Genomic DNA, 18,952 nt, shown 5'->3' with positions numbered 1-18,952 from the left:
GATGCACATCCTCGCTACCACATCCTCGTCTCTGGACGATCTGATCGAGCCGGTTGATCTCAACCAGCCCCGGTCTGATGTGGTGATACTGTCTTTTTCGGCAAGCGATCTTGCCGGGCTGGAACAGGCCTGGCGGCGAACAGGGGGGGCGCTCCCCTCCCTGTCAGCCGCCAACCTCTCCGAGCTTCGGCATCCCATGTCGGTCGATCTCTGGGTCGAAAAGACGGCGGAACATGCCAAGGTTATTCTTATCCGGATTCTCGGCGGCGCGGAACGCTGGCGTTACGGCGTCGATCAGCTTTCCATCCTTGCGCACGGGCGTGGCATCAAGCTTCTGCTTTTGCCGGGTGAGTGCAGCGAAAGGGACGAGAAACTGGAAGCGGCCTCGACCGTCGATCGGCGGATTTTGGCCTCGGTCCTCTCCTTCTTCCGTGAGGGTGGGCAAGAGAATATGGATCGGCTTGCCCTTGGTCTCGCCGCTCTTGCAAGGGCCGAGGCATGGCCGGATATCGAAGCCGAGCCGCTACCAAAAGCCGGTTTCTACCGGCCCGGCAGGGGCGTTGTGGATAGGGCGGAAGCCTGCGCGGGTTTTCCCGAAGGTGTGCCCGTTCTGCCCATTCTGTTTTACCGCTCCATGCTTCTGGCGGCAGATGCCGCACCGGTGGACGCGCTTTTTAAGGCGCTCTCGCAGCGCGGCTTTGCGCCATTGCCGATTTTTGTCAGTGGTCTGAAGGATGGCGAAGCGATCCGTTTCCTCGAAACGGCGCTGCCCGATCTGAAGCCCGCCGCCATCATTGCCGCCACCGCCTTCGCCAGTCAGACGGATGATGACGGGGCAACCTTGTTTGACCGGATGGGCGTTCCGGTGTTTCAGGTGGTGATGGCGACGACGCGGAGGGACGGATGGGCGGAAAATGCGCGCGGTCTCAATCCTTCCGATCTCGCCATGCATGTCGTCCTGCCGGAGCTGGATGGCCGGATTCTCGTCGGTGCGATCTCATTCAAACAGGCGCGTGTGGATGGCGGCGCGAGTTTGCTCAATGTACCCGAGGCTGATCGCATCGAGCAGGCGGCAAATCGCATCGCCGCTTTCCTGCGGCTGCGGAATGCCGCTCCAAGGGATCGGCGGATCGTTATTCTGATGCCGGACTATCCCGGTGCGGCGCCCGGGCGAACCGGTTATGCCGTCGGTCTCGATGTGCCGCAAAGCGTTCTCGAAATGATGCAGGATCTCGCCGGGGCTGGCTATACGGTCGAGGATATTCCTGAGACTGCGCGGGCGTTGCTCGCCTGCGTCGAACAACAGGAAGCGGCAATTGATCTTTCCACCTACGAGGTTTTTTTCTCCGCCTTGCCGTCGGCATCTGCCGCATCCGTGAACGCGACATGGGGCGCGGCAATCGATGACGACGCATTCGTCGATGGCGCGTTCCGGTTCCGCGCCGCACGTTTCGGCGAAGTGTTCGTGGCGCTCGCGCCGGACCGGGGCCGCGATGACGATCGTCGGGTGGACTACCACGACCCCGCCCTGCCGCCACGTCACGCGCTTGTTGCCTTCGGCGCATGGATGCAGCGGATTGCGGGTGCGCATGCCATCGTGCATGTGGGCGCGCATGGAACGCTGGAATGGCTGCCCGGAAAGACGGTAGCGCTTTCCTGCAATTGTTTTCCCGAAATTGTCACCGGCTCACTGCCGGTGGTCTATCCGTTCATCGTTTCCAATCCGGGCGAGGCGGCGGTCGCCAAGCGGCGCATCGCGGCCGTGACCATCGGCCATGTTCCGCCAGTACTCGTGAATGCCGGGCTTTCGCCGGAGCAGTCGGCGCTGGAGCAACTGGTCGATGAATATGCGCAGGCGGATGGGTTGGATCGCCGCCGGCGTGACCGGCTGGCGAAACTGATCGTTGAAAAGGCGCTGGAGACCGGGCTTGCGGCGGAAGCGGGCGTGGTGGAGAAAGATGATCCAGATGCGGCGCTGTCGCGCATCGATGCTTTTCTCTGCGACCTCAAGGATTTTGCGATCAAGGACGGCCAGCATGTTTTTGGCCGCAGTGCCGAGGGTGAGACCGACCTTCTGAGGCTTGAAAGCGCCAAATCGGAAAAAGCCGCCCTGATTGCCGCGCTCAATGGCCTGCATATCGTTCCCGGCCCTTCCGGCGCACCTGCGCGCGGGCGGCTCGATGTGCTGCCCACTGGTCGCAACCTTTATGCCGCCGATCCCCGCACCATGCCGACGCCGACGGCATTTGAACTCGGCAAAATGGCAGCTGAAGAAGTATTGCGCCATCATCTACAGAGCCATGGCGACTGGCCGAAGCACCTGGTCTTCGATCTCTGGGGCAGCGCCAGCCTGCGCAATGGCGGTGAGGATGTGGCGCAGGCGCTGCATCTGATGGGGACAAGGCCGATGCATGACCCCGCTACCGGTCGTGTCACCGGTATCGAGGTTTTGCCGCCCGCCAGCCTCGGGCGACCGCGTGTTGATGTGACGTTCCGCATCTCCGGGCTGTTCCGCGACATGTTTCCGGCGCTGATCGCGCTTCTCGACGCCGCCACCAAAGCCGTCGCGCGCAGGGATGAAGCGCCGGGCGACAATCCGCTTGCGGAGGAGGCCGCAGCGCTCGGGCATATCCCGGCGCGCATCTTCGGTTCTGCGCCCGGCACCTATGGCGCGGGTATCGAGGAAAAGCTGGCGGGCGGTACCTGGGAGGAACGCGAGGAGCTGGGGCGGGCATATCTCGAGGCTGCAAACCATGCTTTTGGCGGCGCCGATGGACTCGACATCGTTGAGGATGCCGGCTTTACCGAACTTGTGCGCCGGGCCGATCTTCTCGTTCATACCGGCGATGATCCCGGTCGGGATTTGCTCGACGGTTCGTCTGATGTCGCCTTCATTGGCGGTTTTTCCGCTGCGAAGGCTGCGCTCGGGGATATTGCCGATATCGTTGCCTTGGATACGACCGATCCGGCCCGCCCGCGTGCGCGGACGATCTCGCAGGCGCTGACGCGTGTGGTGCGGGCACGCGCCGTCAACCCGCGCTTCATCGCCGGCCAGATGCGGCATGGGCCGCGTGGTGCCGCGGAACTGCTTGAAACCGTTGACCGCCTGATCGGATTTGCGGAGACGACGCATGTCGTGTCCTCATCTCTGATCGAATGCCTCTACGACGCCTATTTGGGCGACGAGGCCGTGCGCGACTTTCTTCTGCGGGAAAACCCGACAGCGGCGCGGGTGATGGCCGAACGCTTTTTATCCGCGCGCCGTCGCGGGTTGTGGCATAGCCGCCGCAACGCGGTTGATGCCGAACTGGAAATGCTGATCCTGCCGTTTTCCGAAAGGAGAAAGGCGTGATGGCCGCTGCCGTTGATACCGTTCAGCCGTTTGGCCGCCGTGGCGTCTGCCCCGCCCTTTCCGCCCCCATGCGGACAGGCGACGGGTTTTTGTCGCGAATTGCTTTTGAGGCTGATATATCGCCGCGCGAGATGGTGGCGCTTTGCCATCTTGCTGAGCGGCATGGCAACGGATTGATCGACATCACCGCCCGCGGCGGGGTGCAGTTTCGCGGTCTGACGCCCGACAGTGCGATTGCGCTGGAGAAGGAGGTACTGGCGCTGGACCTGCCGCTTCGTCACGGACTTGCGATAGAGACCTCGCCTCTCGCCGGTCGGGATGATACGGAAATTGCCGATGCCCGCCCGCTTGCCGCAGCAATTCGGCGAGAAGCCGGCAGGCTTCGACTTCATGAAAAACTCGCCGCCAAGATGTCGGTCGTCATTGATGGTGGCGGTCGCCTGTCTCTGGATGGTTTGCTGGCCGATATTCGCCTGAAGGCGGCGTCTCTGGGTGGCAGAACCCTTTGGCAATTGATGCTTGGCGGGCCGCAGCCGAAGGCGCTGAGGGCAGGGTTGATCGAGACGCACGCGGCGCCGGATATAGTTGTCTCTCTGCTCGTCCATCTGGCTGCTCAAGGACCGCTTGCCCGCGGCCGCGATCTGGATGTTGCAGCGACGAGGTCGATCTGCGGAGATCGTCTGCTGGCTGGAGAGATTGCCGATGAACTTACGGACACGTCTCTGCCATTGGGGCTGATGACGACGGGAGAGGATCGCTTTGCTGTCGGCATCGCACCTGCTTTCGGGCAACTCCCGGCTTCCGATCTGGCGAAGCTCTGCGAGCAGGCCGATGCGCTCGGTATCGAAACGTTGCGGCCATCGCCAAACCATAGCCTGCTATTATTCGGTCCTTCTACGGTCTGCCGCGATTTGCTTGCGGTGGCGGGCGAGACGGGTGTTATCACTGCTTTCGGGGACGCGCGCTCTTCCGTTGCCGTGTGCTCGGGCGCGCCACGTTGTGGGTCGGCCTTCTTTGCCACCCATGAGTTGGCCGCCTTTGCGGCTGAAGAATGCCCTTCCCTGCTGGATGGCTCTTTCACGCTTCATATTTCCGGCTGTGGCAAGGGATGTGCCCATCCAGGACCGGCGCTTCTGACGTTTTCCGGCACTGCTGAAGGCCTGGCATTTTCTATTTCGGGCCGCGCCGGCGACGCGCCCAATGGCATTTTACCTTTTCAGCATCGCAGGACGGCGCTTTCGCGGCTTGCCCGTCTTTACGAAAAAGAACATAAGCCCGGAGAAAACGCTGCCACCTTTCTTGTCCGTCTGGGCACGGGAGTAATCGGCGCGGCGCTTCGACAGGATGACTGATGACCGACTATGACTATATTCGCGATGGCAATGCGATCTATGAACGCTCCTTCGCCATCATCCGTGAAGAAGCGGATCTGTCCGCCTTCAGCGATGAACAGGCAGATATCGCCATTCGTATGATCCATGCCTGTGGCCAGGTGGAGGCGGCAAGCCACTTCCGCTTTTCGCCCGATTTCGTTGGCGCTGCGCGTTCCGCCCTCCTCGCTGGCAAGCCTATCCTCTGCGATGCTGAGATGGTGGCGCATGGCGTGACGCGCGCGCGCCTTCCGGCCGGCAATGAGGTTATCTGCACCCTTCGCGATGCTCGCACGCCCGATATTGCGAAACGGATAGGCAACACACGGTCCGCTGCCGCCCTTGATCTGTGGGCGGACAAGCTGGATGGCGCGCTTGTCGCGATCGGCAATGCACCAACCGCCTTGTTCTATCTCCTCGAAATACTGGAAAAAGGCGATGCCCGCCCGGCGGCCATCATTGGCATGCCCGTTGGCTTTGTGGGTGCGGCGGAATCGAAAGACGCCCTAGAGGCAAGTTCGCTCGCTATTCCCTACGCCATCGTCAAGGGGCGTCTCGGCGGCTCGGCCATGACCGCCGCTGCGATCAACGCGGTTGCGAGGGCGGGCCTTTGAGCGCGGCACTCCTTGAACATCCCAAGGGCAAGCTTGTTGGCGTCGGCACCGGTCCCGGCGATCCGGAGCTTTTGACGCTGAAAGCCGTGCGTGCCATCGAAAGTGCCGATGTTCTCGCCTTCTTCTGCAAGAAGGGAAGCAGCGGCAACGGTCGCGGTATTGTCGAAGCCTTCATTCGTCCGGGCACGCTGGAAATGCCGCTGGTTTACCCGGTAACCGTCGAAAGCGACAAAAACGGCGATGAATACAAAGATGCCATCGCGGGTTTTTTCGATCAGTCGGCGAAGGATATTGCCGTGCATCTCGAGGCTGGGCGAAATGTTGCCGTGCTCTCCGAAGGCGATCCGCTGTTTTATGGCTCCTATATGCACCTGCATCTGCGGTTGGCGCCGTCTTATCCCGTCGAGGTCGTGGCTGGCATCACCGCCATGTCGGGATGCTGGTCCATGGCTGGCCTGCCGCTGGTGCAAGGCGACGATATTTTAAGCGTGCTTCCCGGTACACTTGGAGAAGATGTTTTGACGGACCGCCTTTCCGGAACGGATGGGGCGGTCATCATGAAGGTCGGGCGCAACCTGCCGAAAATCCGCCGGGCGCTGGAAAAGGCTGGCAAGCTTGAAGACGCGCTTTATGTCGAGCGCGGCACCATGGCCAACAGCCATGCGGTGCGGCTTGTCGATCGCGATGCGTCGCCTGCTCCATATTTTTCGCTGGTTCTGGTTCCTGGCTGGAAAACAAGACCCTTGGCTGGTGAAAAGTCATGACGGGCAGGCTCGTCGTCGTCGGTCTTGGCCCGGGCAGTCAGGCCCAGATAACGCCGGAAGCGCTCGCTGCCGTTGAAGCTTCGGACGATTTTTTCGGTTATTTCCCTTACATTGACCGGCTGTCGCTTCGGCCGGACCAGCGTCGCCACGCTTCGGACAATCGCGAGGAGATTTCCCGCGCCGAGCAGGCTCTGCGGCTTGCAGCTTCCGGCGGCAAGGTGTGCGTGGTGTCCGGCGGCGATCCGGGCGTTTTCGCCATGGCGGCGGCAGTTTGCGAGGCGATCGAAAGCGGCCCCGCCGAATGGCGCGATATCGATTTCTCCTTCGTGCCGGGTGTGACAGCCATGCTGGCGGTCGCTGCGAGAGCCGGCGCGCCGCTTGGCCATGATTTCTGCGCCATTTCGCTATCGGATAATCTGAAACCCTGGGGCATCATTGAAAAACGGCTGATCGCGGCGGCAGAAGCAGGCTTTGTAATGGCGTTCTATAATCCCGTCAGCAGGGCACGGCCGCACCAGCTCGGGACCGCTTTTGATCTGTTGCGGGCGCATTTGCCCGGTTCGGTGCCGGTGATCTTCGGTCGCGCGGCAGGCCGGACGGATGAGCGTATCCGGGTTGTGCCTCTTTCGGAAGCTTCGAGCGATATGGCGGATATGGCTACCTGCATCATCGTCGGCTCGGTTGAAACCCGTCTGATTGAACGTTCCGGCAAGGAACCGCTGGTTTATTCGCCGCGTTTTTCGAGAAGAGAGAGCTGATGGCGAATGGCGGTGAGCGCAGCGGCAATGTCCGGCACTGTCACGTCATTCAGGGGCGCGTCGTTTTGCTGTCGCGGCCGGTCGATCATGATGACCGGAAGGCCGAGCCGTCGCGCCGCTTCGATCTTACCATAGCTCGCGCTGCCACCGGAGTTTTTCGAGACCACCGTCTCGATGCGGTTTTCGTCCAGCATGCGGATTTCGTCGTCCAGCGCAAAGGGGCCGCGCGCGGTAATATAGCGCGCATGCGGCAGTTTCAGTGGCGGCTCCACCGGGTCGACGCTGCGGATGAGATAGTTGTGCTGGGGCGCGGTTTCGAAAGGAAGAAGCTCCTGCCGTCCCAAAGCCAGAAACACGCGTCTGCCTTCGCTGCCGAGCGCGGCGACAGCCTGTTCGACAGTGTCGACCTCATGCCACCTGTCACCCGGCTGGCGCTGCCAGGCAGGACGCGAAAGGACGACCAGCGGAACTCTGGCGAGCCGCGCCGCCTCAATGGCATTGGCGGAAATTTTCGCCGCATAGGGATGGGTGGCGTCCACGAGAATATCGAAATCCCCGGTGCGAATGAAATCCGCAAGACCGCTAGCTCCACCGAAGCCGCCACTACGCATCGGCACTGGCTGTTCCACCGGCGAGAGCGTCCTGCCGGCCATGGAGAGGAGAATACGGTCGCAGGATTCCTGCGCCAGCCTGCCCGCCAGTATCCGGGCATCCGCCGTGCCGCCAAGGATGAGTATGGAGCGTGTCATGACGTCTGAATATTCCGGAACGGGCCAGGCTTCCACAAAAAATGAGGCTTCCACCGAAAAGAAAGAAAAGCCGTGGCTCTCCATCGTCGGCATAGGTGAGGACGGGCTGCAAGGGCTGGGCAGCAAGGCAATTGAGGCAATTGAAGCGGCCGAAGTGGTTTTTGGCGGCAAACGCCATCTGGAGTTGGCGGCTGCGGCCATTCGCGGTGACGCTCAGCGCTGGCCGGTGCCCTTTGACACCGAGATGAGCGATGTCGTGGCGCTGCGTGGCAGGCGCGTTTGTGTGCTGGCGTCAGGCGATCCGTTTTTTTACGGCGTCGGCGTCACGCTTTTGCGGCAAATCGAGGCGGACGAGACGGTTTGTCATCCCTCGCCCTCCGCCTTTTCGCTTGCCGCCTCGCGGCTTGGCTGGGCGCTGCAATCAACCGAGTGCGTTTCGTTGCATGGCCGTTCCGTCGATCTTCTGCGCCCGCATCTCCATGGGGGTGCGCGCATCATCGCCCTGACGTCTGACGCGCATGCGCCGGCTTTGATTGCAAATCTGCTGTCTGATCTCGGTTTAGGCCAGTCGGAATTCATTTTGCTCGAAGCCCTGGGCGGAGAGCGGGAGAGGCGGCGGCAGGTCAGGGCGGCCGATTTCTCGTTTGAAGACATCGACCCGCTGAATGTGGTGGGGATTGACGTCGTCGCGGCCGATGGCGCCCGCGTTCTGCCTTTCACATGTGGGCTTGATGACAGCCTGTTCGAACATGACGGGCAGATCACCAAACGTGAAATCCGCGCCGTGACACTTTCCTCTCTTGGCCCACGGCGGGGCGAGTTGCTGTGGGATGTTGGTGCCGGTTCGGGTTCGATCGGCATAGAGTGGATGCTGTCGCACCACTCGCTCCGCGCCATCGCCATAGAACAACACCCGGAAAGGGCGGAGCGTATCGCTCGCAATGCCGAAGCTTTCGGTGTTCCGGCGCTTGAGGTCATGATCGGCGCGGCCCCTGCGGCTTTCGAAGGCTTGGCCAAGCCGGATGCGATTTTCATTGGCGGCGGCGGCAGTGAAGACGGTGTGCTTGAGGGGGCTATGGAGGCCCTGAAACCCGGCGGGCGGCTGGTCGCCAATGCGGTGACGCTGGAAATGGAGGCCATTCTGCTTGCCGCCCATGCGCGGCACGGCGGATCGATGATCCGTCTGGATGTGTCGCGGGTGGCGGCTGTCGGTTCCATGTCGGGCTGGCGTCCGGCAATGCCGGTGACGCAATGGAGCTGGACCAAGCCATGGTGACCGTGGCTGGCATAGGTTGTCGCAGAGGCACGGGTCCCGCTGCTGTCATTGCCGCCGTACGTGCCGCAGAACGTGCTTTTGACGTGACGGCGGAATGCCTGGCGACCGCGCCGCTCAAAGCCGGTGAAGCCGGTCTTTTGGAAGCGGCGAAAAGCCTGTCGCTGTCGCTTGAGATCGTATCGCAGGAACGGCTCGAGGCGGTTGCTTCGAAAACAATGACATTTTCACAGGCGAGCCTTGATCATGCCGGCTCGCCAAGTGTGAGCGAAGCGGCGGCGCTTGCCGCCGCCGGAGAGAATGCAAGGCTGGTTGCGCCGCGTCTTGTGGTTGACGATGTCACGGTGGCCATCGCAACGACTGACGACGCCCCGCAGAAAAGCAGCAGCGCCATCGAACATGGAGAACAATAATGACGGTTCATTTCATTGGCGCCGGTCCGGGCGCCGCCGATCTCATTACGGTGCGTGGGCGCGATCTTGTCGCCGCCTGCCCGGTGTGCCTTTATGCCGGCTCGCTGGTTCCGAAAGCGCTCATTGAATATTGTCCTCCGGGCGCCCGCATCGTCGATACGGCCGCGCTTTCATTGGATGAGATCGAGGCGGAATTTGTGGCCGCAGCGGAGGCCGGAAAGGATGTGGCGCGGCTGCATTCCGGCGACCTTTCCGTCTGGAGCGCCATGGGCGAGCAGATTCGCCGTCTGGAGCGGCTGGGTCTGGATTATACCGTCACCCCGGGCGTGCCGTCCTTTGCCGCCGCCGCCGCCACTTTGCAGCGGGAACTGACCGTGCCGGAAGTGGCGCAGAGCCTTGTGCTGACCCGCATTTCCGGGCGCGCATCGAAGATGCCGGAGGGTGAGACGCTGAAGGCTTTCGGTGCGACGGGCGCAACGCTCGCCGTCCATCTCGCCATTCATGCCATCGGCAAGGTGGTGGAAGAGCTGACGCCGCTTTACGGTTCGGATTGCCCGGTCGCCATCGTCGTTCGCGCGTCCTGGCCGGATGAGCGGGTTATCAGAGGAACGCTGTTCGACATTGAGGACAAGCTCGCAGCCGAACCGGTGGAGCGGACGGCCCTGATCTTCGTCGGACGTGGGATTGCCTCGACTGATTTTCGTGAAAGCGCGCTTTATAGCACCGACTATGTTCGGCGGTTCCGGTCTCCGAAGGAAGATGCGAAAGGCTGATGCGACGGCGTGGAGGCGGTGCGGCCCTTGAGCGCGCCCTGACGATCGAACACCAGAATATCGAGCGCAATGGCCGGCATCTTCAGCGCTGCCGCTGCGGTTACCCAGGCTTTTTCAGCAACGACCGCACCGAGATCTATCTTGGCGCTTTCGGCCAGCTCAAAGGCGTGCGCGACCATGTTGGCCTGACGGATGGCAATGGCGAGATTTTCATTTCCTCCGGCTTCCCGCGCCAATGCCGCCAGCGCATCGAGATCGGCCAATCCCTTTTTGGAGTGCACGTCGAGCATTCCCTGGGCGAGCTTAGTCATCTTGGCGACGCCGCCCGCGATCGTCACCCGCTCGACCGGATGGCTGCGCAGGTATTTCAGCATGCCGCCGATGAAATCGCCCATGTCGATAAGCGCGGTTTCCGGAAGATCGTAAAGCGCCTGCCCGGCTTTTTCGGAGGTGTTGCCGGTAGCGCCCAGCACATGGGTGCAGCCGGTGGCGCGCGCCACATCGATGCCGCGCCAGATCGAATGAATCCACGCCGAGCAGGAAAACGGAATGACGATGCCGGTGGTGCCGAGGATAGAAATACCGCCGACGATGCCGAGCCTGCCGTTCAGGGTTTTTTCCGCCAGTTTCTCGCCATCGCGGACGGAAATCTCGACCTCGAAATCGGTACTTTCTCCGGCCACCTCGCGAATGGCCGTTTCGATCATCTTGCGCGGCACGGGATTGATGGCGGGTTCTCCCGGCGGCAGGGGCAGGCCCGGCCGGGTGATGGTGCCCACGCCCTTCCCGGCCTTGAAGATGATACCGCTTCCCGGTTGACCTCGTCTGACCGTGCTTTCGATCAGCGCGCCATGGGTGACGTCGGGATCGTCACCCGCATCCTTGACGACACCGGCGCGGGCGAAATTATCACCCTTTTCCTCGATGGCGAGGGAAAATGCGGGCCTCGCGCCGCTTGGAAGTTCGACCTCGACAGGGTAAGGAAATTCGCCGGTCAAAAGGGCAGCGCAGGCCGCCTTCGTGGCGGCCGCCGCGCAGGTGCCCGTGGTCCAGCCGCGGCGAAGGGTCTTTCCATCCGTATCCATATGAATTTCTATAGCCGGGACGGCTTTTTCCGTCATCGTTAAAAAGCAGCCAAAAAAATGTCGATACCGCAGATTTTAAACAGCATCGCCGCAAAAGGTCCGGTCTTTGAGGCCGGTCACGTCTGGCTCGCGGGGGCCGGGCCGGGCGACGTGCGTTATCTGACGCTGGAAGTGGCGCTCGCGCTGTCTCAGGCCGATATCATCGTGCGCGATGCGCTGGTGAGCGACGATGTCGTTGCGCTTGGTCCGCAGGCAGAGATTGTTTTTGCGGGCAAAAGGGGTGGCAAGCCCTCCGCAACGCAGGATGACATTACCGCTTCGCTGATCGATTTCGCCGGCCAAGGCAAAAAGGTGCTGCGGCTGAAGGGCGGTGATCCCTTTATCTTCGGGCGTGGCGGGGAAGAGGCAGAGGCGCTTGTCCATGCTGGTATTCCGTTTCGCATATTGCCGGGCATGACCTCGTCGTTCACCGCGCTTGCTTCCGCCCGCATCCCCGCCACCATGCGTGGCATCAGCCGCGCCGTAACGCTGGCCACGGGCCACGCGGCGGGCACCGAAGAGGATCTTGACTGGCTGGCGCTGGCGAAAACACGCGAACCCATCGTCGTTTACATGGGGCTGAAGAACATCGGCACGATCGCCGGTCTTTTGATGCAGGGCGGCCGTTCCGGCGAAACGCCGGTCGCCGTCATCACGTCTGCGACGACGGCGCAGGAGCGGATTTTCATCGGCACTTTGGAAAGTATAGCTGACGATGCAATCAGGCAAAATTTCGAAGCGCCGGCTTTAATTGTTATCGGCGAGATTGTATCGATGCGGGCGCGACTTGGAGTTTCCGGCTCATGACAGCGCGGGCGATCATTATCGGCGCGCCGCGCTCGGGCTCCGGCAAGACCAGCGTGACTATCGGCCTGCTCCGGGCCTTTGCTCGACGGGGTATCAAGGTGCGCGGCATCAAGACGGGGCCGGATTATATCGATCCCGGTTTCCATGCCTTCGCCACCGGCACGCTAGGTCTCAATCTGGATAGCTGGGCCATGCGGCCGGACTTGCTGCGGCATCTGTTTTCGCAGCAGGCCGATGGCGCGGAACTTGTTCTGATCGAAAGCGCCATGGGGCTGTTCGACGGTATTCCGGTTGCGGAAAATCGCACGGGTTCGGCGGCGGATCTGGCGCGGCTGTTCGGTATTCCCGTGTTGCTGGTGCTGGATGTCTCCGGCCAGTCGCAGACGGCTGCTGCCGTCGCCCATGGTTTTGCCCACTACGATCCGGCCGTTACCATGGCGGCGGTGGTGCTGAATAGGGCGGGCAGTGAAAGACACCGGACGCTGTGCACGGAAGCCATCGAGAAAATCGGCCTTCCCCTTGCCGGCTGCGTGTTGCGTGATCCTTCGCTCATCCTGCCCGAACGGCATCTGGGGCTGGTGCAGGCCAGCGAACATCCCGAAATCGATGCGCATATCGAACGGCTGGCGGATGTGATGGAAAAATCCATCGATCTAGACGCCCTGCTTTCTCTCGCCGCGCCGGTGAATGTGCCTTCTGGCTCTGTAGATACGGCGATTGCACCGCCCGGCCAGCGCATTGCGCTGGCGGAGGATGCGGCGTTCACTTTCCTTTATCCGCATCTCAGGAAGCATTGGCAGGCAGCCGGGGCCGAGATAGTGCCCTTCTCGCCGCTCGCGGATGAGGCGCCTGACGAAAGCTGCGATATCTGCTGGCTGCCGGGCGGATATCCCGAGCTTTTCGCCGGAAAACTTGCGGATGCGGCTGGTTTCAAGACAGGCCTTGCCCGCTTTGCTGCGACAAAACCTGTTCATGGCGAGTGCGGCGGCTACATGGTGCTCGGCGAGGCGCTGGAAGATGCGGATGGTGTGACCCATGCCATGACCGGACTTCTGTCGCATGCCACCAGCTTTGCGACGCGCAAGATGAATCTCGGCTATCGGCAGGCGACAATCGCGGCAAGCGGACCGCTCGGCACGGCGCGGGATGTTCTGCGCGGCCATGAATTCCATTATGCGCGGGTTACCGATCCCGGCCGCGATGAGCCCTTCGCCCAGATTGCTGACGGGCAGGGTCGTCCGCTCGGGCCATCGGGCGGCCGGAGAGGTCTTGTCTCGGGGACTTTTTTCCACGCCATCGCCAAAGGCGGTTGATCGTTTCCGGGTGTTGTCCGTGGACCTGCGGCAAAGTGGACAAAGCTGCGAAAGTTTGTAGGCTTGGCCCACAGGAAAGTGCTATAGATTTCTTTATAGGGCATGGAAGAGCGGAGGTGTCTGCCGTGATCCATGTTCGGTGAAGCGCAGCCGGATCGAAAGCCGCTTCATACGTCCCGGTCCGAACCTGCCCTCGCGCATTTATATCGAGCGTGCCTATCGATGATGAAACCCGGATTTTTTGTCTCCGCTGCTTTTGCCGCATCCATTCTGCTGGCCCTCTTGGGCACCGGTGTCGATGGTATGGCTGCCCACGGCGGTGAAGATTACGCAACGCTGGAAAAGCTCGGTGCGGCGCTATTCGACGATCCCAACCTTTCGATGAACCGCACCATGGCCTGTTCCACTTGCCATATGCAGGCTGCCGGTTTTTCCGATGCGCGAGAGAGCGATAAGGTCGGGCGGGACGTATCTGTCGGCGACGATGGGATTTCGCTGGGCGACCGCAACGCGCCCACTGCAGCTTATGCTAGGTTTACGCCGCCCTTCGGCAGGAATGCGGCGGGAGAGTATGTCGGCGGGCAGTTCTGGGATGGCCGCGCCTCCCTGCTTGAAGATCAGGCGGGCGGTCCGCCGCTCAATCCCCTCGAAATGGGCATGCCGGACAAGGCCTCGGTCGTCAAACGGCTCAGGGAAAACCCGGATTATGTCGCGGCTTTCGGCACGCAGTTCGGCAAGGATGTTTTTGAGAGCGACGAGATCGCCTATGCCGCAATGACCAAAGCGCTTGCGAGCTTCGAGCGCTCGGACGAGTTCTCCACCTTCGATTCCAAATATGACCGCTTCCTTCGCGGCGAGGAGAAGCTGACCGATCAGGAAGAGTTGGGTCGGGTCCTGATCTCCTCGACGCAATTCACCAATTGCAATACATGCCATGAAATCCGTGGCGCCAAGGGTCTGGAAGACGGCCTCTTCACCAACCACAAATATTTCAACATCGGCGTTCCCGCCAATACGTCGGTCCGGGCTGCAAACGGCTCCAAACCGAGCGCGGTTGATCTGGGACTGGCGCAAAATCCCGAAGTTGCCGGCGATGCCGCCCAGCGTGGCAAGTTCAAGGTGCCAACGCTGCGCAATGTCGCCGTCACCGGTCCTTACATGCATAATGGCGTGTTCAAGGATTTGCGCACGGTGGTGCTGTTTTACGTGAAATATAAAAGCAAGAAGCCGAGCCGCCAGATCAATCCGGAAACGGGCAAGACGTGGGATGCGCCGGAAGTGCCTGAAAATATCGCCATGGCGGAACTGACATCCGCGCCGGCGCTGGACGACAAGCGTGTGGACGCCATCGTCGCCTTTCTGAAGACTCTGACTGACAAAAGATATGAGCATCTTTTGCCGAAGGAAGATGGGCAGACGAACGCGCCGACTGCCCAGCCGGTTTCGTCAGGCGTTACGCCGAAAGCGCCTTGAATTCGGCGAGAACCGCGTCACCCATGTCAGTCGTGCCGACCTGACGGCAACCATCGGCCATGATGTCGGCGGTGCGGATGCCCTTGTCGAGCACGTTGGCGATGGCCGTCTCTAGCTTCGTTGCCTCATCTACCATGTTGAACGAATAACGCAGGCACATGGCGAAGGACGCGATCATGGCAATGGGGTTGGCGATGCCCTTGCCGGCAATGTCAGGGGCCGAGCCGTGGACCGGCTCATACATGGCCTTGCGCTTGCCGGTCTTGGCATCGGGTGCGCCGAGCGAGGCCGAGGGGAGCATGCCGAGCGAGCCGGTGAGCATGGCGGCGACGTCAGAGAGCATGTCGCCGAAGAGGTTGTCGGTGACGATCACGTCGAACTGCTTGGGCTTGCGCACCAGCTGCATGCCGCCGGCATCCGCCAGCATATGCTCCAGCTGAACGTCCTTGTACTTGGCGGCGTGGGTTTCGGTGACCACCTGGTTCCACAACACGCCGGATTTCATGACGTTGCGCTTTTCCATCGAGCAGACGCGGTTATCGCGGGTGCGGGCCAGTTCGAAGGCGACGCTGGCGATACGCTCGATCTCGAAAGTGTCGTAGATCTGTGTGTCGATGCCGCGCTTCTGGCCGTTGCCGAGATCGATGATCTGCTTCGGCTCACCGAAATAAACGCCACCCGTCAATTCGCGAACGATAAGAATATCGAGACCTTCGACCAGTTCCGGCTTCAGCGAGGAAGCAGCGGCAAGTGCGGGGTAGCAGATGGCCGGGCGCAGATTGGCAAAAAGTTCGAGGTCCTTGCGCAGGCGCAGCAGGCCCGCTTCCGGACGGTGCTCATAGGGAACGCCATCCCACTTCGGACCACCGACGGCGCCGAACAGGATCGCATCGGCGGCAAGCGCCTTTTCCATATCCGCATCGGAAATGGCCACGCCATGGGCGTCATAGGCAGAGCCGCCGACGAGGCCTTCCGAAACGGTGAAGCCGGCATTGTGCGCGCTGTTCATATAATCGATCAGCTTGCGGACCTCGGCCATGGCCTCAGGGCCGATACCATCACCGGGCAGCAGGAAAAGCGAACGGACTGTCATGAGAACCCTCCTTGGGCGGCGCGCCGGAAAACATCACGAAGGGTTTTCGATGGCGGCGAGCGCGGCGTCAAACTCGTTCCGTCCTGCGCATGCCAAGTCGTATTGCAGCCGGACGGGATCGGGGGCTTCTTATCTCCGCCTCAGGGGCTTTTCAAGCAAAGCAAAAGCCGATCCGGTACGGTTTGGTACGGGATCGGCTTTTTTGAAGAGCGGAAATGTGGTCAGGCCCAGGGGCGGACCGAGGCGTTTGCCTTTTCGAACGTGTCAATGGCACCGGCATGTTCCAGAGTCAGGCCGATATCGTCGAGACCGTTCAGCATGCAGTGCCGCTTGAATTCGTCGATCTCGAAGGAAATCGTGCCGCCATCGGGGCCGCTGATTTCCTGGCGCTCCAGATCGATGGAGAGAACGGCGTTCGAGCCGCGCGAGGCGTCGTCCAGCAGCTTTTCGAGGTTCTCGGGGCTGACGACGACAGGCAGGATGCCGTTCTTGAAACAGTTATTGTAGAAGATGTCGGCGAAGCTGGTTGAGATGACGCAGCGGATGCCGAAATCGAGAAGGGCCCATGGTGCATGTTCGCGCGACGAGCCACAGCCGAAATTGTCACCCGCGACAAGAATTTGGGCGTTCTGATAAGCGGGCTTGTTCAGTACGAAATCCGGATTGGGCGAACCATCTTCGAGATAACGCGACTCGGCAAAAAGGCCCTTGCCAAGGCCGGTGCGCTTGATGGTTTTCAGATAGTCTTTCGGAATGATCATATCGGTGTCGATATTGACCACTGGCATGGGCGCGGCGACGCCCGTCAGCTTGGTGAATTTTTCCATCTGTCGCTTTCCGTATTTCCGATGACGGGTTCAGAGCCAGCAGCGGCTTCCCGGCGTTCAGGCCTCGAAATACTCTAAAACGCGGAACTTTAGAAGCGCAAACACCCGTTCTTCGGTACGCCATATGTGGCGCACCGGCGTTTTTCTCGGCTAACCGATCTTAGAGATCGATAATGGTGCCCTTACCGTCGTTCCAGACGCGCATGTCGCGCTGGTTGCGGGTCTTGACCGGAATGGGAGCTGGCTTCAGGCGCGCCGACAAAATTCGGGCTGCACTGAGAACGGCGAGTACGCCGATGAAAGCCACCGTGAGCGACGCCGTGAAAAGAGCCGCCATGGCCAAAATTGCGATACCGGAGGCGGCGATGAAAAATGAACGGATGCCTTGCATGATTCAACCTTTCTTTCCAGACGAATGTGGGCCTTCTTCTTCCGGCTTGCAAGAGGATTCGGTGGATTGTCAGCTTGCAGATGTCACAAAAGCTTGACACAAGTGCGGCATGGTCAGTTTTTCAGAAAATATTCTTGCAAGACCCCGCCGTTCCATCCTTTCGGTGCCAGCGATCAACGAACGTGCGCTGGCGAAAATTCCGGCGCTCGACTGTGACGGCTTCATCCTCGATCTCGAGGATTCCGTTGCTCCCGGGATGAAGGGGAAGGCGCGGGATAATCTTGAAAAGCTGTTCTCCGAGCGATCTTTCGGTCTTCGGGAAGCCATTATCCGCATCAATCCGCTTTCGACACCGGATGGAAAAGCGGATTTGCAGCTTGTCCTTTCCTGCAAGCCGGATTCGGTGCTGCTGCCCAAGGTGGAGCAGCCTGCTGCCATCCATGATCTGGCAGATCTTCTGTCCGAGGCCGATGCGCCTGAGGCGCTGAAAATCTGGGCGATGATCGAGACGCCGCTTGGTGTGCTGAACGCCGCGTCAATCGCTGATGCCGCACATACGCCGGATTCGCGGCTTGCTGCCTTTGTTATCGGTCTTAACGATCTGCGTAAGGAAACCCGGGTTCCAGACGCGACCGGACGCACTTATCTCGTTCCCTGGATGATGCAGGTCGTGCTTGCCGCACGCGCCTATGGTCTTGATGTCATCGACAGCGTGTCGAATGATTTTCGCGACATCGCCGCTTTCGAGGCGGAATGTGCCCAGGGGCGGGCGATGGGATTCGACGGCAAGATGCTGATCCATCCGGCCCAGATTGAAGCTGCAAATCGCCATTTCGGTCCGGACGAGGCGGCAGTAAGCGACGCACGCCAGATCATTGCCGCTTTCGCAGGGCCCGGATCTGTGGAATTGAACGTCATCAACATGAATGGACGCATGATCGAGCGGCTGCATGTGGCGGAAGCCGAGAGGCTGGTCGCCATGGCCGATATCATCGCGGCAAGAAAGGAAAAAGAGACGTGAAGGTCTATCGTTTCATCACCGGTCCCGACGACGCCAAATTTTGTCATCGCGTTACCGAAGCTCTGAACAAGGGCTGGGAACTGGCGGGTTCGCCAAGCTACGCCTTTAACGCTGCAGCCGGCGTCATGCATTGCGGACAGGCCGTGACCAAGGTCGTCGAGGGCAAGGAATACCATCCAGACATGAAGCTCGGCGAGCAATAGCTGCGGCAGCCGCCCCGATCAGCGTTCGGCGGCGGCCTCGTCGGCGCTTTCTTCAATCCGCTCCATGTCGTCGTCCGACAGGCCGAAATGGTGGCCGATTTCGTGAATGAGGACATGGGTGATAATATCGCCCAGCGTCTCCTCGTTCTCGGCCCAATAATCGAGAATGGGACGGCGATAAAGCGTGATGCGGTTCACCATCTCGCCCGTTTCCATCGTGAAACGTTCGGAGATGCCGCGACCCTCGAACAATCCGAGAAGATCGAAGGGCGTTTCGAGCGCCATGTCCTCGAACACATCGTCGGTCGGAAAATCCGCGATCTCGATGATGAGATCCTTGGTCAGTGCGCGAAATTCTTCCGGCAGGTGGCCATATGCCTCGATCGCCAGCGACTCAAAGGCGGAAAGTGTCGGCGCGTGGCGGTCCCGCCAATCGTCGGTCTGGTCTATGCGGGCCATTTCTGCTCCTTGTTGGAAGGCCCATATAAACACTTGCTGAACAAATTTCGAGACCTGACTGCCGCACCTGCCGAAAAAGCATGAAATTCTTGGCGTTACAGTTACTTTTCAGGCCGTCTTCATCTTGACATAAACCGGCGTCTCGCGTAATCGGCACCCAAATTGATGGCGTAGT

At 60.8% G+C, this 18,952-nt stretch carries 20 protein-coding genes; 14 read left to right on the top strand and 6 right to left on the bottom strand.

Annotation, left to right across the window (positions count from 1 at the left end; translation table 11 throughout):
- The first annotated feature begins 1 nt into the window (after position 1).
- The 5 genes from cobN to O9X91_RS08125 are packed head-to-tail and all read left to right on the top strand — an operon-like array spanning position 2 to position 6,858.
- Positions 2-3,352, top strand: a complete 3,351-nt coding sequence (gene cobN, locus O9X91_RS08145; RefSeq protein ID WP_269833834.1) for a cobaltochelatase subunit CobN — start codon at positions 2-4, stop codon at positions 3,350-3,352.
- Complete coding sequence (gene cobG, locus O9X91_RS08140; protein WP_269833835.1) at positions 3,352-4,704, top strand: precorrin-3B synthase; 1,353 nt, start codon at positions 3,352-3,354, stop codon at positions 4,702-4,704. The genes cobN and cobG overlap by 1 nt, the downstream gene beginning before the upstream one ends.
- Entirely contained in the window at positions 4,704-5,336 is a 633-nt protein-coding gene (locus O9X91_RS08135; RefSeq protein ID WP_137412348.1) for a precorrin-8X methylmutase, read from the top strand. The genes cobG and O9X91_RS08135 overlap by 1 nt, the downstream gene beginning before the upstream one ends.
- Positions 5,333-6,100: a precorrin-2 C(20)-methyltransferase gene (locus tag O9X91_RS08130; RefSeq protein ID WP_269833836.1), complete on the top strand. Its 768-nt coding sequence runs from the start codon at positions 5,333-5,335 to the stop codon at positions 6,098-6,100. Before O9X91_RS08135 ends, O9X91_RS08130 begins: the two co-directional genes overlap by 4 nt.
- A complete protein-coding gene (locus O9X91_RS08125; RefSeq protein ID WP_142912904.1) occupies positions 6,097-6,858 on the top strand; it encodes a precorrin-3B C(17)-methyltransferase in 762 nt (253 codons plus the stop codon). Before O9X91_RS08130 ends, O9X91_RS08125 begins: the two co-directional genes overlap by 4 nt.
- On the opposite strand, the gene O9X91_RS08120 is transcribed toward O9X91_RS08125, so the two are convergent.
- Positions 6,825-7,607 carry a cobalt-precorrin-6A reductase gene (locus O9X91_RS08120; protein WP_142912905.1) on the bottom strand — a complete coding sequence of 261 codons (783 nt, stop codon included), beginning with the start codon at positions 7,605-7,607 and terminating at the stop codon, positions 6,825-6,827. The genes O9X91_RS08125 and O9X91_RS08120 overlap by 34 nt on opposite strands.
- On the opposite strand from O9X91_RS08120, the gene cbiE reads away from it, so the two are divergent.
- From cbiE to cobM, 3 genes are read left to right on the top strand one after another with little or no spacing between them, the layout of a single operon-like run.
- A complete protein-coding gene (gene cbiE, locus O9X91_RS08115; protein ID WP_077983645.1) occupies positions 7,606-8,883 on the top strand; it encodes a precorrin-6y C5,15-methyltransferase (decarboxylating) subunit CbiE in 1,278 nt (425 codons plus the stop codon). The two genes, O9X91_RS08120 and cbiE, sit on opposite strands and share 2 nt — an antisense overlap.
- Positions 8,877-9,293, top strand: a complete 417-nt coding sequence (locus O9X91_RS08110) for a cobalamin biosynthesis protein (RefSeq protein ID WP_162520514.1) — start codon at positions 8,877-8,879, stop codon at positions 9,291-9,293. Before cbiE ends, O9X91_RS08110 begins: the two co-directional genes overlap by 7 nt.
- The gene (cobM, locus tag O9X91_RS08105) at positions 9,293-10,066 is read left to right on the top strand and encodes a precorrin-4 C(11)-methyltransferase (protein ID WP_142912906.1); all 774 of its coding nucleotides are present in this window, start codon (positions 9,293-9,295) and stop codon (positions 10,064-10,066) included. The genes O9X91_RS08110 and cobM overlap by 1 nt, the downstream gene beginning before the upstream one ends.
- Here cobM and O9X91_RS08100 read toward each other — a convergent pair.
- Positions 10,021-11,151 (bottom strand): cobalt-precorrin-5B (C(1))-methyltransferase, encoded by a 1,131-nt coding sequence (locus tag O9X91_RS08100; RefSeq protein ID WP_162520495.1) that lies wholly within the window; start codon positions 11,149-11,151, stop codon positions 10,021-10,023. The genes cobM and O9X91_RS08100 overlap by 46 nt on opposite strands.
- A 57-nt stretch (positions 11,152-11,208) precedes the next feature.
- Here O9X91_RS08100 and cobA point away from each other — a divergent pair, with 57 nt between their 5' ends.
- From cobA to O9X91_RS08085, 3 genes are all read left to right on the top strand, one after another.
- Positions 11,209-11,997, top strand: coding sequence for a uroporphyrinogen-III C-methyltransferase (cobA, locus tag O9X91_RS08095; RefSeq protein ID WP_142912907.1), 789 nt, complete (start codon positions 11,209-11,211; stop codon positions 11,995-11,997).
- A complete protein-coding gene (locus O9X91_RS08090) occupies positions 11,994-13,310 on the top strand; it encodes a cobyrinic acid a,c-diamide synthase CobB (protein ID WP_142912908.1) in 1,317 nt (438 codons plus the stop codon). Before cobA ends, O9X91_RS08090 begins: the two co-directional genes overlap by 4 nt.
- 222 nt (positions 13,311-13,532) lie before the next feature.
- Positions 13,533-14,783, top strand: a complete 1,251-nt coding sequence (locus O9X91_RS08085) for a cytochrome-c peroxidase (RefSeq protein WP_142912909.1) — start codon at positions 13,533-13,535, stop codon at positions 14,781-14,783.
- On the opposite strand, the gene leuB is transcribed toward O9X91_RS08085, so the two are convergent.
- The 3 genes from leuB to O9X91_RS08070 form a co-directional block, all read right to left on the bottom strand.
- Positions 14,764-15,876, bottom strand: a complete 1,113-nt coding sequence (gene leuB / locus O9X91_RS08080) for a 3-isopropylmalate dehydrogenase (protein WP_142912910.1) — start codon at positions 15,874-15,876, stop codon at positions 14,764-14,766. The genes O9X91_RS08085 and leuB overlap by 20 nt on opposite strands.
- Positions 15,877-16,097: 221 nt before the next feature.
- The gene (gene leuD, locus O9X91_RS08075; protein WP_077983639.1) at positions 16,098-16,703 is read right to left on the bottom strand and encodes a 3-isopropylmalate dehydratase small subunit; all 606 of its coding nucleotides are present in this window, start codon (positions 16,701-16,703) and stop codon (positions 16,098-16,100) included.
- A gap of 160 nt (positions 16,704-16,863) precedes the next feature.
- A complete protein-coding gene (locus tag O9X91_RS08070) occupies positions 16,864-17,094 on the bottom strand; it encodes a hypothetical protein (RefSeq protein ID WP_137412341.1) in 231 nt (76 codons plus the stop codon).
- On the opposite strand from O9X91_RS08070, the gene O9X91_RS08065 reads away from it, so the two are divergent.
- Genes O9X91_RS08065 through O9X91_RS08055 form a run of 3 tightly spaced genes read left to right on the top strand, consistent with a single transcriptional unit; the run spans position 17,039 to position 18,318 of the window.
- Positions 17,039-17,191, top strand: coding sequence for a hypothetical protein (locus O9X91_RS08065; protein ID WP_162520489.1), 153 nt, complete (start codon positions 17,039-17,041; stop codon positions 17,189-17,191). The two genes, O9X91_RS08070 and O9X91_RS08065, sit on opposite strands and share 56 nt — an antisense overlap.
- 12 nt (positions 17,192-17,203) lie before the next feature.
- A complete protein-coding gene (locus O9X91_RS08060) occupies positions 17,204-18,115 on the top strand; it encodes an HpcH/HpaI aldolase/citrate lyase family protein (protein ID WP_142912911.1) in 912 nt (303 codons plus the stop codon).
- Positions 18,112-18,318 (top strand): DUF1737 domain-containing protein, encoded by a 207-nt coding sequence (locus O9X91_RS08055; RefSeq protein ID WP_063951515.1) that lies wholly within the window; start codon positions 18,112-18,114, stop codon positions 18,316-18,318. Before O9X91_RS08060 ends, O9X91_RS08055 begins: the two co-directional genes overlap by 4 nt.
- A gap of 18 nt (positions 18,319-18,336) precedes the next feature.
- Here O9X91_RS08055 and O9X91_RS08050 read toward each other — a convergent pair whose 3' ends face one another.
- The gene (locus O9X91_RS08050; protein ID WP_003492693.1) at positions 18,337-18,777 is read right to left on the bottom strand and encodes a metallopeptidase family protein; all 441 of its coding nucleotides are present in this window, start codon (positions 18,775-18,777) and stop codon (positions 18,337-18,339) included.
- Between the last annotated feature and the right edge of the window lie 175 nt (positions 18,778-18,952).

Origin of the sequence: Agrobacterium salinitolerans, from assembly GCF_027498475.1 — a bacterium.
GTDB lineage: Bacteria > Pseudomonadota > Alphaproteobacteria > Rhizobiales > Rhizobiaceae > Agrobacterium > Agrobacterium salinitolerans.
This window is presented reverse-complemented; position numbering and strand designations above follow the sequence as displayed.

Excerpts from the sequence above, each read along its gene's own strand:
- cobA (WP_142912907.1), top strand. The coding sequence starts at position 11,209 with ATGTCGATACCGCAGATTTTAAACAGCATCGCCGCAAAAGGTCCGGTC.
- O9X91_RS08100 (WP_162520495.1), bottom strand. The coding sequence starts at position 11,151 with ATGGATACGGATGGAAAGACCCTTCGCCGCGGCTGGACCACGGGCACC.
- O9X91_RS08125 (WP_142912904.1), top strand. The coding sequence starts at position 6,097 with ATGACGGGCAGGCTCGTCGTCGTCGGTCTTGGCCCGGGCAGTCAGGCC.
- cobM (WP_142912906.1), top strand. The coding sequence starts at position 9,293 with ATGACGGTTCATTTCATTGGCGCCGGTCCGGGCGCCGCCGATCTCATT.
- cobG (WP_269833835.1), top strand. The coding sequence starts at position 3,352 with ATGGCCGCTGCCGTTGATACCGTTCAGCCGTTTGGCCGCCGTGGCGTC.
- O9X91_RS08090 (WP_142912908.1), top strand. The coding sequence starts at position 11,994 with ATGACAGCGCGGGCGATCATTATCGGCGCGCCGCGCTCGGGCTCCGGC.
- O9X91_RS08120 (WP_142912905.1), bottom strand. The coding sequence starts at position 7,607 with ATGACACGCTCCATACTCATCCTTGGCGGCACGGCGGATGCCCGGATA.
- O9X91_RS08135 (WP_137412348.1), top strand. The coding sequence starts at position 4,704 with ATGACCGACTATGACTATATTCGCGATGGCAATGCGATCTATGAACGC.
- O9X91_RS08085 (WP_142912909.1), top strand. The coding sequence starts at position 13,533 with ATGATGAAACCCGGATTTTTTGTCTCCGCTGCTTTTGCCGCATCCATT.
- O9X91_RS08110 (WP_162520514.1), top strand. The coding sequence starts at position 8,877 with ATGGTGACCGTGGCTGGCATAGGTTGTCGCAGAGGCACGGGTCCCGCT.
- O9X91_RS08070 (WP_137412341.1), bottom strand. The coding sequence starts at position 17,094 with ATGCAAGGCATCCGTTCATTTTTCATCGCCGCCTCCGGTATCGCAATT.
- O9X91_RS08050 (WP_003492693.1), bottom strand. The coding sequence starts at position 18,777 with ATGGCCCGCATAGACCAGACCGACGATTGGCGGGACCGCCACGCGCCG.
- O9X91_RS08060 (WP_142912911.1), top strand. The coding sequence starts at position 17,204 with ATGGTCAGTTTTTCAGAAAATATTCTTGCAAGACCCCGCCGTTCCATC.
- leuD (WP_077983639.1), bottom strand. The coding sequence starts at position 16,703 with ATGGAAAAATTCACCAAGCTGACGGGCGTCGCCGCGCCCATGCCAGTG.
- O9X91_RS08065 (WP_162520489.1), top strand. The coding sequence starts at position 17,039 with ATGGCCAAAATTGCGATACCGGAGGCGGCGATGAAAAATGAACGGATG.
- cobN (WP_269833834.1), top strand. The coding sequence starts at position 2 with ATGCACATCCTCGCTACCACATCCTCGTCTCTGGACGATCTGATCGAG.
- leuB (WP_142912910.1), bottom strand. The coding sequence starts at position 15,876 with ATGACAGTCCGTTCGCTTTTCCTGCTGCCCGGTGATGGTATCGGCCCT.
- cbiE (WP_077983645.1), top strand. The coding sequence starts at position 7,606 with ATGACGTCTGAATATTCCGGAACGGGCCAGGCTTCCACAAAAAATGAG.